We start from the raw sequence: 12,696 nt of genomic DNA, 5'->3' as shown, positions 1-12,696 counted from the left end.
CTTCTAGCTCAATGCCCGGGAACCACGGGCGTCGGTCACACCCGCAGCGCCTGCTCCACATCGTCGAGCAGGTCGGCGGCGTCTTCGACGCCCACCGACAGGCGCACGATCTCGACGGGCACGGCCGCTTCGGTGCCGCGCACCGAGGCGTGGGTCATGGCGTCGGGATAGTTCACGAGCGACTCCACGCCCCCCAGCGACTCGGCCAGCTGGAACACCCGCGTGGCTTCGGCGAAGCGGCGCGCCGCCGCGCCCGACTCGAGCGCGACGGTCACGATGCCGCCGAAGCCCGACATCTGCCGCGCGGCCAGCTCGTGCCCCGCGTGCGAGGCGAGCCCCGGGTAGTAGACGCGGGCGACGCGTTCATGCCCTTCGAGGAATGCGGCGACGGCGGCGGCGTTCTCGCTGTGCCGCTGCATCCGCACCGCCAGGGTCTTGATGCCGCGCGTGGTGAGCCACGCGTCGAGCGGGCCCGACACCGCCCCCACGGCGAACTGCAGGAAGCCGACCTTCTCGGCGAGGGCGTCGTCGCGCAGCACCAGCGCACCGCCGACCACGTCGGAGTGGCCGCCGAGGTACTTCGTGGTCGAGTGCACGACGACGTCGGCGCCCAGGGCGAGGGGCTGCTGCAGCGCGGGGGTGGCGAAGGTGTTGTCGACGACGACCAGGGCGCCGGCGGCGTGGCCGAGCTCGGCGAGACCGGCGATGTCGGTGATGCGCAGCAGCGGGTTCGACGGGGTCTCGACCCACAGGATGCGGGGCGGCCGGGCCGCGATCGCCGCACGCACGGCATCCGGGTCGCTCATGTCGACGACCCGCAGCTTCACGCCCCACGGGCCGAGCACGCGCGAGAGCAGCCGGTGGGTGCCCCCGTAGACGTCGTTGCCCAGCAGCACCTCGTCGCCCGGCTGCAGCACGGCGCGCAGCAGGGTGTCTTCGGCGGCGAGGCCCGACGCGAACGAGAACGCGTGGGCGCCGCCTTCGATCGCGGCCAGCTGGGTCTGCAGCGCGGTGCGGGTGGGGTTGCCGCTGCGGCCGTACTCGTAGCCGCCGCGGAGGCCACCGATGCCGTCTTGGGCATATGTCGTGGAGAAGTGGACCGGGGGGATCACGGCGCCGGTGGCGGCGTCGGCATCCTGACCGGCGTGTACGGCGAGGCTCGCGAAGCGGTGGGCGGGAACGGTCATGTCAGGCTCCGGTCGAGGTGGTGTCGAGGGCGACGCCGCGGGCATGGAGCCACTCGTCGTCGTACAGCTTGGAGAGGTAGCCGCGGCCGTGGTCGGGCAGCACCACCACGACGACGGCGTCGTCGGGGAGGTCGCGGGCGGTGCGCAGCGCCGCGACGACCGCCATGCCGCTGGAGCCGCCGACGAACAGCCCCTCCTCGCGGGCGAGCCGGCGGGTCATCGTGAAGCTCTCGGCGTCGCCGACGCGCTCGTAGCGGTCGACGACGGCGGGGTCGAAGGTCGCGGGGTAGAAGTCCTCGCCGACGCCCTCCACCAGGTAGCCGTGCAGCGGGCCGCCCGAGTAGATGGAGCCCTCGGGGTCGGCGCCCACGACGACGACCTCACCGGCCGAGGCCTCTTTGAGGAAGCGCCCGGTGCCGCTGATGGTGCCGCCGGTGCCGATGCCGGCGACCAGGTGGGTGACCCGGCCGTCGGTGTCGCGCCAGATCTCGGGGCCGGTCGTCTCGTAGTGCCCGCGCGGGCCGTTGAGGTTCGCGAACTGGTTGGGCTTGAACGCCCCGGGGATCTCGCGGGCCAGGCGGTCCGAGACGCTGTAGTACGAGTCGGGGTGCTCGGGCGGCACGCTGGTGGGGGTGACGACGACCTCGGCACCGTAGGCGCGCAGCACGGCCATCTTCTCGCCGGCGAACTTGTCGGGCACGACGAAGACCATCCGGTAGCCGCGCTGCAGGGCCAGCAGCGCCAGGCCCACGCCGGTGTTGCCGCTGGTGGGCTCGACGATCGTGCCGCCGGGTTTCAGCAGCCCGTCACGCTCGGCGGCCTCGATGATGTTGCGGGCGATGCGGTCTTTGGCCGAGCCGCCCGGATTGAAGTACTCGACCTTGGCGAGCACCGTGGCCCGGATGCCGTCGGTGACGGCGCCGAGGCGGACGAGCGGGGTGTTGCCGACGAGGTCGGCGATGTGAGACGCGTAGCGCATGAAGGGTCCTGTGGGTGTGGCCGTGCACGCAGAGGCACGGCGGTCTGTCGGGGTCGTCGAAGGAGTGCGGGAGCACTCAGCGACAACAGCGACAGGTCAGGAACACACGGTTACGGTAACACAGCCCGGCCGGCGACGGCCGGGACCTCACGAGGTGATCTCGACGGGCGCCGGCGACGACGCGGGTGCGGCGGCCACGGCATCCGCCGGCACGGCCACCGCGCCCAGAGCCTGGGCGATGTCGGCGACGATGTCGGCGGGGTCTTCGAGACCGATCGAGAGGCGGATGGTCGTGGGCGAGATCCCTGCCTCGGCGAACTGCTGCGGGGTGAGGTGGCTGTGGGTCATCGACGCCGGGTGGGCCACCAGCGAGCGGGCGTCGCCGATGTTGGCGACGAGCTTCACCAGGCGCAGTCCGTCGACGAACCGGTGCACGCGGTCGCGGTCGGCGTCGGCGTCGCCGGTGGCGACGAGGTCGAACGAGAACACCGCCGGCGCACCGCGCGTCAGGTAGGTGCGCGCGGCGGCGGCACCGGGGTTGCCGGCGACGCCCGGGTGGTGAACGGCCGCGACGCCCGGATGGTCGGCGAGGTACTGCGCCACCTCGAGCGCCGAGGAGGTGTGCCGGGCGATGCGCAGGTCGAGCGTCTCGAGCCCCTGCAGCAGCTGGAAGGCGTTGAAGGGCGACAGCGACGGGCCGAGGTCGTGCACGTACTTGGTCTTGATGAGCACGGCCAGCGCCTGCCCCGAGGCCCCGAAGCTGTCCCACAGCACGACGTCCTTGATGCGCGCGTAGGGCTCGGTCAGCTGCGGCCAGCGCGCCGGCTCGGCGCCGAAGTCGAACGAACCGATGTCGACGATCACGCCGCCCATCGAGGTGCCGTGGCCCCCGAGGTACTTGGTGGCCGAGTGCACCACGATGTCGGCGCCGAAGGCGCCGGGCCGCTGCAGGTAGGGCGTGGCGACGGTGCTGTCGATGACGAGCGGCACCCCGGCGTCGTGGGCGACGTCGGCGACCGCGCGCACGTCCAGCACCAGCGCGGTGGGGTTGGTGACCGATTCGGCGAACAGGGCGCGGGTGGTCGGCCGCACGGCATCCCGCCACGCGTCGAGGTCGTCCTGGTCGACGAAGGTGACCTCGATGCCCCAGTCGGCGAAGGTTTCCTGGAACAGGTCGACGGTGCCGCCGTAGAGCTGCCGCGCCGCCACGATGTGCTCGCCGCTCTTGGCCAGCGCCAGCAGCGCCACCGCCACGGCGGCCTGCCCGGATGCCACGGCCACCGCCGCGCGGCCGCCTTCCAGCGCCGCGACGCGCTCTTCGAAGATCAGCTGCGTCGGGTTCGCGGCGCGGCTGTAGAGGTTGCCGACCTTGCGCAGCGCGAAGATGTCGGCGGCGTCCTGCAGCGACGCGAACTCGTACGCGGTCGTCTGGTAGATCGGGGGCGCGACCGCGTTCTGCGGGGTGCCGGGGATGTAGCCGCGCTGCACCTGGATCGAGGCGAAGCCGTCGGCGCGGCCGCGCGCCGGGTCGTGGGCGCCGTCGTGGGGGCGGTCGGCTGCGGGTTCGCCGGAGAAGGTCATGAAGACATTCCATCGGGCCGGGCGCCCGCGTGCCGCGTTGTTGCGGGATGTTGCGGCGCGGGGCCGGGTGGCGGGGCGTGCAGGCGGCGGTCGACCGCGGCGGCCGGGCCCCGGGTCAGACCGCGCCGATCACCTCGGCGGCGCCCGCGCCCACCGCCACCGGGCGGCCGGGGCTGCGCGCCCACTGGCTCCACGAGCCGACGAAGATCCGCGTGCCGATGCCGGCGGTGGCGAAGGCGAGCGCCGAGTGGGCCGACGGGATGCCGGAGCTGCAGTACAGCACGACGGGGGTGCCGGGCGTGATGCCGAAGCCCTCGAGGTTCGCCCGGATGTCGGCGGGCTCGCGCAGCCGCCCGTCGGCGCCGATGTGGCTGACGGTCGGGATGTTCACCGCCCCGGGGATGTGGCCCGAGACCGGGTCGAGTCCGGGCGCGTGACCGCGGTAGTGCTGCGGCGCGCGCACATCGACCAGCACGCCGGTGCGCGGCGCGACGGCGGCCTCGTCGATGGCGGCCGCCTCGTCGACGACGGCATCCGGAAGGGTGATGCGGCCGGTGCGGGGGGCGCGGTCGCTGTGCTCGAGGCGCAGCCCCGCGCGCACCCAGTCGCGGAAGCCGCCGTCGAGCACGCGCACGTCCACGCCGTGTCGGCGCAGCAGCCACCACGCGCGCGCGGCCGGCACCCCGTCGTTGTCGTCGTACACGACGACGCTGTCGCCGTCTTCGAGTCCCCAGCGCCGCGCGGCGAGGGTGAGGTCGTCGCGATCGGGCAGCGGATGCCGTCCCTCCTCGGGCCGGCCGGGCCGGGCCAGCTCGCGCTCGAGGTCGACGTAGACGGCGCCGGGAAGGTGCCCGGCGAGGTACTCGGGGCGCCCCTCGGGCCGGTCCAGTCGCCACCGCACATCCAGCAGGCGCACGCGGGCACCGGCCGTCAGCTCGGCCACGAGCGCATCGACAGGCACGACGTGAGACATGTCGCCATGCTGAACCGCGACGGCGGACAGCGCGCGGGGGGACGCAACACGGTGTCACGGTCGTGTCACATTCCTTCACGAACGGTCACGCAGTCACACACGCCGCGCCACGGGGTGCGATCGCGGCATACCGTCGATGCATGTCCACGAATCCCGTCTCCGCAGCCCACCCCGCCGGCGCGCACCGCTTCGCGTCGTCGCTGTCGGCGGAGGAGTTCAAGTCGCTGTTCCGCGGACACCCCGGCGGCGTCGCCGTCATCACCGCCGACGCGGGCGAGGGCCCCGTGGCCCTCACCGCCACCTCGGTCTCGAGTGTCAGCGCCGAGCCGCCGCTGCTCATCTTCTCCATCTCGGCGCTGTCGTCGGCGGCCCCGGTGCTCGAGCGCGCCGAGACGGTCGTCGTGCACCTGCTCGACGCGAACGACATCGACATCGCCAAGCTCGGCGCCACCAGCGGCATCGACCGCTTCGCCGAGACCCACCGCTGGTCGCGCCTGGTCACCGGCGAGCCGGTCTACAACGACGTGCGCGCCTGGGCGCGCTGCGCCGTGATCGGCCGCATGGATGCCGGCACATCGACGGTCATCGCCGCCCACGCGCTGCAGTCCAGCGTCGCGCGCGACGTCGAACCGGGCGCCGCCGGCGACGCGCTGGTCTACCACAACCGCACCTGGCACCGCCTCGGCGACCACTCGCGACTGGACGTGTGATCTTCCCAGCATCCGCGTAGCCGCCCCCGCTACCGTCGGAGCATGGACCCCCACCCGGCGCCGATGCTGTCCGTCATCACCGACGAGGGGCTGGCGACCTTCACCCCCGAGCAGCTGCGATCGATGCGCGACGAGTTCCAGCAGTTCGTGCTGCAGTACCAGTTCGGCCTGCGCGAGATCGAGACCAAGCTCGGCATCCTGCGCGACGAGTTCCAGCTCACCCACGACTACAACCCGATCGAGCACGTCTCGAGCCGCGTGAAGTCGGCCGACAGCCTCGTCGACAAGGTGCTGCGCAAGGGCGTGGCCGGCGACTTCGAGTCGGTGCGCGCGAACATCACCGACATCGCCGGGGTGCGGGTGACGTGCAGCTTCGTCAAAGACGCGTACCGCCTGTTCGACCTGCTCGCCGCGCAGGACGACATCACCGTGCTCGAGGTGAAGGACTACATCGCCACGCCCAAGCGCAACGGCTACAAGAGCCTGCACGCGATCCTCGCCGTGCCGGTGTTCCTGTCGACCGGACGGGTCGCGGTCACCGTCGAGGTGCAGTTCCGCACCATCGCCATGGACTTCTGGGCGAGCCTCGAGCACAAGATCTACTACAAGTACGCCGGCATCGTGCCCGACGGCCTCGTCGCCGAGCTCAAAGACGCCGCCGACTCGGCCGCCCTGCTCGATGCCCGCATGGAGCGTCTGCACGACGAGCTGCACGGCTCCCGCGCCACCCCGCTCCCCCCGGCCCCCGGCCGCCTGTCCGCGGTCTGAGCCCCACAGGTCGCCCCTCGCCCGCGAGAGAACATCTCAGCGCCGAGAGAACGGGTGGCACCCGCACCCTCGGCGCGCAGGTGTTCTCTCGCGGCCGGGTCGGGCCGGGGCGAGCCCGGGTCCGTCGGGGCGAGCCGGGTCAGACGAGCGCGGCGGCCTGGCGGGCGGCGCCGAGGGCGACGTACTCGGCGGGGGCGGGCACCTCGACGGGGATGCCGAGCACCTGCGGCGCGACGGCGCGCACCGCCTCCGATTGGGCGCCGCCGCCGATCAGCAGCGCCCGCTCCAGCGGCACGCCGAGCGCGCGCACCGCGTCGAGGCCGGCGGCCAGGCCGGACAGCATCCCCTCGACGGCGGCGCGGGCGAGGTTCTCGCGCGTGGTCGAGGCCAGCGTCAGCCCGGTGAGGGATGCCGTCGCGTCGGGCAGGTTGGGGGTGCGCTCGCCCTCGAAGTAGGGCACCAGCTGCACGCCGCCGGCGCCGGGCTCGGCGGCCAAGGCGAGCCGGCTGAGCTCGGCGTGGTCGACGCCCAGGAGGCCGCGGATCGCGTCGAGCACGCGCGAGGCGTTGAGGGTGCACACCAGCGGCAGGAAGTGCCCGTCGGCCGAGGCGAAGCCCGCGACGATCCCGGTCGGATCCGTCGTGCGCTCGGCGCTCACCGCGAACACCGTGCCGCTCGTGCCGATCGAGACGACCACGTCGCCCAGGCCCGCGCCCACCCCGAGCGCGGCGCCCGCGTTGTCGCCGGCGCCGGCGCCGACAGCCCGGCCGTCCGCATCCGTCACGCCCTCGCCCGCCGCCAGCACGCGCGGCAGCAGGGCGTCGTGACCGAGCGCCGCCACGAGCAGCTCGCGGTCGTAGGCGCCGGTGTCGGGGTTCCAGTAGCCCGTGCCGGAGGCGTCGGAGCGGTCGGTGACCAGCTCGTCGAGCACCGGGTGCTGCGGCCCGAAGCCGCGCAGCCGCCAGGTGAGCCAGTCGTGCGGCAGGGCCACCGCCGCCACCCGGGCGGCGTGCTCGGGCTCGGCATCGCGCAGCCAGCGCAGCTTGGTGATGGTGAAGGATGCCACCGGCACGAGGCCCGTGCGCCGGGCGAGCTCGTCGGCGCCGAACTCGGCCACCAGGTCGGCGGCGGCACCGGCCGATCGGGTGTCGTTCCACAGCAGCGCGTCGCGGACGACGCGGCCGTCGGCGTCGAGGGCGACCATGCCGTGCTGCTGCCCCCCGATGGCCCACGCCGCCACGTCGCCGAGGCCACCGGCATCCGCGATGGCCTGCTGTAGCGCGCGCCACCACGCCTCCGGGTCGACCGAGGTGCCGTCCGGGTGGGACGCGCGCCCCTCGCGCACGACCGCTCCGGTCGCGGTGTCGACGATCACGACCTTGCACGACTGGGTCGACGAGTCGACCCCCATCACCAGCGCCATGCCGGCATCCTCTCGTTCACGGCCCCACCGTCCGCGAGAGAACACCGCGGCGCCGAGAGCACGGGCGTCACCCGTACCCTCGGCGCCCGGTTGTTCTCTCGCGGACAGGGAGGAGGGGCGCAGCGGGTCAGCGGGTCAGCGGGCGCCGAGCAGGTGCTCGGTGGCCAGCTGCTGCAGGCGCACGAAGCCGAAGCCCTTGCCGCCCAGGTAGGCGTCGGCGTCGAAGTCCTCGTACGAGGCGCGGTCGGCGATGAAGTCGTCGTACGACTCGCCCTCGCCGAGGGTCGGCACGGCGAGCTCGGCGACCTTCGCGGCGGCCAGCGCCTCCTGCACCTCGGGGTCGGCGCGGAAGGCCGCGGCGCGCTCCTTGAGCAGCAGGTAGGTGCGCATGTTGGCCGATGCCGACTCCCACACGCCCGTCTCGTCCTCGGTGCGCGAGGGCTTGTAGTCGAAGTGCCGCGGGCCGGTGTAGGCGGGGGTGCCGCCGGGGCCGCCGTTCTCGAGCAGGTCGACCAGCGCGAACGCGTTGTGCAGGTCGCCGTGACCGAATACCAGGTCCTGGTCGTACTTGATGCCGCGCTGACCGTTGAGGTCGATGTGGAAGAGCTTGCCGTGGTAGAGCGCCTGGGCGATGCCGGCGGCGAAGTTCAGTCCTGCCATCTGCTCGTGGCCGACCTCGGGGTTCAGACCCACCAGCTCGGGACGCTCGAGCGACTCGATGAACGCGAGCGCGTGGCCGACCGTCGGCAGCAGGATGTCGCCGCGGGGCTCGTTGGGCTTGGGCTCGATCGCGAAGCGGATGCCGTAGCCCTTGTCGGTCACGTAGTCGCCCAGCAGGTTGACGGCCTCGCGGTAGCGCTCCAGCGCCTGGCGCACGTCCTTGGCCGCGTCGTACTCGGCGCCCTCGCGGCCGCCCCACATGACGAAGGTCTCGGCGCCGAGCTCGGCACCGAGGTCGAGCTGGCGGATCGCCTTGCGGATGGCGTAGCGGCGCACGTCGCGGTCGTTGGAGGTGAACCCGCCGTCCTTGAACACCGGCGCCGAGAAGAGGTTGGTGGTGACCATCGGCACGACCAGGCCGGTCGCCTCGAGCGCGCCCTTCAGGCGGTCGATCTGCGTCTGGCGCTCGGCGTCGGTGGAGCCGAACGCGAAGAGGTCGTCGTCGTGGAAGGTGAGGCCGTAGGCCCCGAGCTCGGCGAGTTTCTCGACCGCGTGAACGACGTCGAGAGGCTTGCGGGTCGGTCCGCCGAACGGATCGGTGCCGTTGTAGCCGATGGTCCAGAGACCGAAGGTGAACTTATCGGCGGGCGTGGGGGTGGGCATGTTGCTCCTTTGCGCGAGTGACCCAATTGTTGTTGGTCCCAACATACTACGATGAAGATGTGGAAGACAGCGTCCGACAGCGAAACCTCGCCCGCCTGCTGCGCAGCGTGCACCTCGGCGGCCCCCGGTCGCGCTCGGCGCTGACCGAAGAGACGGGCCTCAACCGCTCGACGATCGCCGACCTCGTCACCGAACTGGTCGACGGCGGGCTCGTCGAAGAGCACGCCCCCGGCTTCAGCGCCTCCGAGCGCCGCGTCGGTCGCCCGTCGCCCATCGTCTCGGCCCACCCGGGCATCGTCGCCATCGCGGCCAACCCCGAGGTGGATGCCGTCGAGATCGCCGCCGTCGGCCTCGACCGGCGCATCGTCGTGCGCGAGCGCCACGAGCAGACCGGACTCATCTCCCCCGACGACACCGCCGCCCTCATCGCCGCGCGCGTGGCAGCGTGGCGCGAGGGACCCCTGGCATCCGCCCGCATCGTGGGGATCGGCCTGGCCGTGCCGGGACTGGTGCGCGCCGACGACGGACTGGTGCGCCGCGCCCCGCACCTGGACTGGACCGACGCGCCGCTGCGCGACCTCGTCGGCGCTGCGACCGGGCTGCCGGTGGCCGTCGACAACGACGCGAGCCTCGGCGCCCTGGCCGAGCACCTGTTCGGCGCCGCGCACGGCATCGACGACGTCGTCTACCTCAACGGCGGCGCCTCGGGCATCGGCGGCGGGCTCATCGTGCACGGCATCCCCGTCACCGGAGCCCGCGGCTACGCCGGCGAGTTCGGGCAGAACCGCCCCGGCATCGCGGTCGAGGCCGATCGGAGCGCCCCCGACGGCGTGCTCGAAGACGAGGTCAGCCGCGCCCGGCTGCTGGCCGCCCTCGGCATCCCGGCCGTCGACGACGGCGGCCTGCGCGCCGCGCTGACCGCCTCGGCCGACCCGGCCGTGGCCGACGAGGTGGCCCGGCAGCGCCGCATCCTCGCCACCGCGCTCGCCAACGCGGTGAACGTGCTCAACCCCGAGGTGATCGTGCTCGGCGGGTTCCTCGCGCTGATCTCCGAGTTCAGCGGCTCCGACCTCGTCGACGCCGTGCGCGGCCAGGCGATGTCGGCCAACGGCGAGGGCCTGCGCATCCTCTCGGCCGGCCTCGCCGGCGACCGCCTGCTCATCGGCGCCGCCGAGATCGCCTTCGCCCCCCTCCTCCGGGCCCCGGTCGGCTGACCTCGAACCCCGCACCCCGCGCCGCGGGCTCCCCGGCGCGGGGCGCCCGCTCCGGCGGGCGGGTCAGCGGGTGGGCGGGGCGGTCGTGCCGCGGGGCACGAGACGGGTCGGCAGGCGCAGGTGCGACGGGGCGGCGTCGCCGCCGGGGGCATCGAGCAGTCCGAGCAGCATGGTCGCTGCGGCCGCGCCGATGCGCTTCATCGGCTGGCGCACGGTCGACAGCGCCGGGGTGGCCTGCGACGCCTCGGGCACGTCGTCGAAGCCGATCACCGAGAGATCCTCGGGCACCCGCAGTCCCAGTTCGCGCGCGACGTCGATGACCGCGAGCGCCGACATGTCGTTGGCGGCGAAGATCGCGGTCGGCCTGCCCGCGTGCGACAGCAGCGCCCGGGCGGCCTCACGGCCGGCCTCGGTGTCGTACCCGCCGATCGCGATCATGTCGGGGCGGAACGGGATGCCGGCATCGGCCAGCGCCCGGCGGTACCCGGCGTCGCGGGCGATCGAGGAGCGCAGGTCGCTGCGCCCCGCGACGAAGGCGATCCGCGTGTGCCCGAGCTCGATGAGGTAGCGCACCGCCTGCAGCGCGCCGCCGAAGCTGTCGGCCTCGACGGTCGGCAGGTCGGCGGGACCGGTGTGGGGGTCGACGGCGACGATCGGCACGTCGACGGGCACGTTCACGACGGTCGGCGTCACGATGATCGCCCCGTCGATGAGCGTGCCGCTCAGGCGGCTGAGCGAGCGCCGCTCCCACCCCGCGGCATCCGGCCCCTGCGACCCGCTGTAGGCGAGCAGGTCGAACGCGTGGCCCCGCAGCGCCGTGCTCACGCCCTTGAGCACCTCGGTGCTGAAGGGCTCGAAGTCGGCCACGAGCACGCCGATCACCCCCGTACGCGAGGAGCGCATGCTGCTCGCGATGAGGCTCGACGCGTAGCCGAGACGCTGCACCGAGGCGAGCACGCGCTCGACCGTCTCGGATGCCACGCCGTAGCGCCCGTTGACCGCTTTGGACACCGTGGAGACCGACACCCCGGCATCGCGGGCGACGTCGTGGATGGTCGGACGCAGGGCCATGGCACAGAAGGATAACGACTGGAAACCGTTTTCGAAAACGGTTGACACGAATTTGTGGTCACCGGAAACTAATCGGGACTTCGGGAGCGCCCGAAGCGCGGCGCCCCGCACCGGCTCCGCCCAGATGTGCCCACACCTCGATGGCCGAGGTGCGACTCGATGAAGAGGGGAATCACATGATCACTCGCAAGCTCCTCGCGGGCTCAGCGATCGCAGTGCTCGGCGCGCTCGCGCTGAGTGGCTGCAGCGGCGGCGGATCCGCCGAATCCGCAGACGGCGAGGTCGCCATGACGCTGTGGCAGAACTCCACCACCGGACCCGGACAGCAATACTGGGAAGACGCCATCGCCGCGTTCGAGAAGGAGAACCCGAACGTCACGATCGAGATGCAGTCCGTGCAGAACGAAGACATGGACGGCAAGCTCCAGACCGCGCTCAACGCCGGCGACCCGCCCGACATCTTCCTGCAGCGCGGCGGCGGCAAGATGACGGCCATGGCCTCCGCCGGCCAGCTCATGGACCTCACCGACAAGATCGCCGGTGAGGCGAAGGAGAACATCTCGGCCGGATCGTTCAAGGCCGAGACCTACCAGGACAAGATCTGGGCGATGCCGCTGTCAGTGCTGCCCGGCGGCATCTTCTACAGCAAGGACCTCTACCAGCAGGCGGGCGTCACCGAGACCCCGACGACCGTCGACGAGCTCGTCGCCGCCAACGACAAGCTCAAGTCGATCGGGGTGGCACCGCTGGCGCTCGGCGCCAAAGACGCGTGGCCGGCCGCGCACTGGTTCTACTGGTTCGCGATCCGCGAGTGCTCCCCGAAGACGATGGAGGCCACCGGCGACTCGAAGGACTTCAGCGACGGATGCTGGGTGAAGGCGGCTGAAGACCTCGACGCCTTCGCGAAGACCGAGCCGTTCAACGAGGGCTTCCTCACCACCTCCGCCCAGCAGGGCGCGGGCAGCTCGGCCGGTCTCGTGGCCAACCACAAGGCCGGCGGCGAGCTGATGGGCGCGTGGGACCCGGGCGTGATCGCCTCGCTCACCCCCGACCAGAAGCCGCTGCCCGACCTGGCCTGGTACCCGTTCCCGGAGGTCAGCGGCGGCGAGGGCGAGCCCGGCTCGATGATGGGCGGCGTCGACGGCTACTCGTGCGCCGCGCAGGCGCCGGCCGCGTGCGCCGACTTCCTCAACTTCATCGGATCGAACGAGCAGCAGATCGCCTACTACACGGCCTTCTCCTCCCCGCCGGTGAACACCGAGGCGCAGAAGGCGGTCACCGAGGACTATCTGCAGCAGATCCTCGAGTCGTACAACAAGGCGCCGTTCGTGTCGCAGTGGCTCGACACGATCCTCGGCCAGAGCGTCGGCAACGCGCTGAACGTGGCCGTCGTCGACATGCTCGCGGGCAAGAGCACGCCGCAGGAGCTCGTCGACGCCGCCAACCAGGCCGGCAAGAAGGGCTGAT

Annotated in this window: 11 protein-coding genes; 4 read left to right on the top strand and 7 right to left on the bottom strand. The window is 72.5% G+C overall.

What is annotated here, in order from left to right:
- Positions 1-35: 35 nt before the first annotated feature.
- The 4 genes from N3K63_RS13570 to N3K63_RS13555 all read right to left on the bottom strand — a co-directional run bounded on the left by N3K63_RS13570 (position 36) and on the right by N3K63_RS13555 (position 4,720).
- A complete protein-coding gene (locus N3K63_RS13570) occupies positions 36-1,187 on the bottom strand; it encodes a cystathionine gamma-synthase (protein WP_261580726.1) in 1,152 nt (383 codons plus the stop codon).
- Position 1,188: 1 nt separating this feature from the next.
- Entirely contained in the window at positions 1,189-2,166 is a 978-nt protein-coding gene (locus tag N3K63_RS13565) for a PLP-dependent cysteine synthase family protein (protein WP_261580725.1), read from the bottom strand.
- 147 nt (positions 2,167-2,313) lie between these two features.
- Positions 2,314-3,747: an O-acetylhomoserine aminocarboxypropyltransferase/cysteine synthase family protein gene (locus N3K63_RS13560; RefSeq protein WP_261580724.1), complete on the bottom strand. Its 1,434-nt coding sequence runs from the start codon at positions 3,745-3,747 to the stop codon at positions 2,314-2,316.
- A 115-nt stretch (positions 3,748-3,862) separates the two neighbouring features.
- Complete coding sequence (locus N3K63_RS13555; protein WP_261580723.1) at positions 3,863-4,720, bottom strand: sulfurtransferase; 858 nt, start codon at positions 4,718-4,720, stop codon at positions 3,863-3,865.
- Between the two features lie 140 nt (positions 4,721-4,860).
- Here N3K63_RS13555 and N3K63_RS13550 point away from each other — a divergent pair, with 140 nt between their 5' ends.
- Together N3K63_RS13550 and N3K63_RS13545 are read left to right on the top strand one after the other, a co-directional pair.
- Positions 4,861-5,430 (top strand): flavin reductase family protein, encoded by a 570-nt coding sequence (locus N3K63_RS13550; RefSeq protein ID WP_261580722.1) that lies wholly within the window; start codon positions 4,861-4,863, stop codon positions 5,428-5,430.
- A gap of 63 nt (positions 5,431-5,493) precedes the next feature.
- Positions 5,494-6,198, top strand: coding sequence for a GTP pyrophosphokinase (locus N3K63_RS13545; protein ID WP_261580869.1), 705 nt, complete (start codon positions 5,494-5,496; stop codon positions 6,196-6,198).
- Between the two features lie 139 nt (positions 6,199-6,337).
- Here N3K63_RS13545 and xylB read toward each other — a convergent pair whose 3' ends face one another.
- Together xylB and xylA are read right to left on the bottom strand one after the other, a co-directional pair.
- Entirely contained in the window at positions 6,338-7,621 is a 1,284-nt protein-coding gene (xylB, locus tag N3K63_RS13540; protein WP_261580721.1) for a xylulokinase, read from the bottom strand.
- A gap of 135 nt (positions 7,622-7,756) precedes the next feature.
- Positions 7,757-8,944, bottom strand: a complete 1,188-nt coding sequence (gene xylA / locus N3K63_RS13535) for a xylose isomerase (protein ID WP_261580720.1) — start codon at positions 8,942-8,944, stop codon at positions 7,757-7,759.
- 59 nt (positions 8,945-9,003) lie between these two features.
- Here xylA and N3K63_RS13530 point away from each other — a divergent pair, with 59 nt between their 5' ends.
- The gene (locus N3K63_RS13530) at positions 9,004-10,158 is read left to right on the top strand and encodes an ROK family transcriptional regulator (protein ID WP_261580719.1); all 1,155 of its coding nucleotides are present in this window, start codon (positions 9,004-9,006) and stop codon (positions 10,156-10,158) included.
- 63 nt (positions 10,159-10,221) lie between these two features.
- Here N3K63_RS13530 and N3K63_RS13525 read toward each other — a convergent pair whose 3' ends face one another.
- On the bottom strand, positions 10,222-11,229 hold the full coding sequence (locus N3K63_RS13525) for a LacI family DNA-binding transcriptional regulator (protein WP_261580718.1): 1,008 nt from the start codon (positions 11,227-11,229) through the stop codon (positions 10,222-10,224).
- A gap of 176 nt (positions 11,230-11,405) precedes the next feature.
- On the opposite strand from N3K63_RS13525, the gene N3K63_RS13520 reads away from it, so the two are divergent.
- The gene (locus N3K63_RS13520; protein ID WP_261580717.1) at positions 11,406-12,695 is read left to right on the top strand and encodes an ABC transporter substrate-binding protein; all 1,290 of its coding nucleotides are present in this window, start codon (positions 11,406-11,408) and stop codon (positions 12,693-12,695) included.
- Position 12,696: the final 1 nt, after the last annotated feature.

Source organism: Microbacterium festucae, from assembly GCF_025421715.1.
In the GTDB taxonomy this organism is placed as follows: domain Bacteria; phylum Actinomycetota; class Actinomycetes; order Actinomycetales; family Microbacteriaceae; genus Microbacterium; species Microbacterium festucae.
Note: the sequence above shows the minus strand (reverse complement) of the source record. Positions and strands in the feature narration are given on the sequence as shown.

Excerpts from the sequence above, each read along its gene's own strand:
- N3K63_RS13560 (WP_261580724.1), bottom strand. The coding sequence starts at position 3,747 with ATGACCTTCTCCGGCGAACCCGCAGCCGACCGCCCCCACGACGGCGCC.
- N3K63_RS13550 (WP_261580722.1), top strand. The coding sequence starts at position 4,861 with ATGTCCACGAATCCCGTCTCCGCAGCCCACCCCGCCGGCGCGCACCGC.
- N3K63_RS13525 (WP_261580718.1), bottom strand. The coding sequence starts at position 11,229 with ATGGCCCTGCGTCCGACCATCCACGACGTCGCCCGCGATGCCGGGGTG.
- xylA (WP_261580720.1), bottom strand. The coding sequence starts at position 8,944 with ATGCCCACCCCCACGCCCGCCGATAAGTTCACCTTCGGTCTCTGGACC.
- N3K63_RS13555 (WP_261580723.1), bottom strand. The coding sequence starts at position 4,720 with ATGTCTCACGTCGTGCCTGTCGATGCGCTCGTGGCCGAGCTGACGGCC.
- xylB (WP_261580721.1), bottom strand. The coding sequence starts at position 7,621 with ATGGCGCTGGTGATGGGGGTCGACTCGTCGACCCAGTCGTGCAAGGTC.
- N3K63_RS13545 (WP_261580869.1), top strand. The coding sequence starts at position 5,494 with ATGCTGTCCGTCATCACCGACGAGGGGCTGGCGACCTTCACCCCCGAG.
- N3K63_RS13570 (WP_261580726.1), bottom strand. The coding sequence starts at position 1,187 with ATGACCGTTCCCGCCCACCGCTTCGCGAGCCTCGCCGTACACGCCGGT.
- N3K63_RS13565 (WP_261580725.1), bottom strand. The coding sequence starts at position 2,166 with ATGCGCTACGCGTCTCACATCGCCGACCTCGTCGGCAACACCCCGCTC.
- N3K63_RS13520 (WP_261580717.1), top strand. The coding sequence starts at position 11,406 with ATGATCACTCGCAAGCTCCTCGCGGGCTCAGCGATCGCAGTGCTCGGC.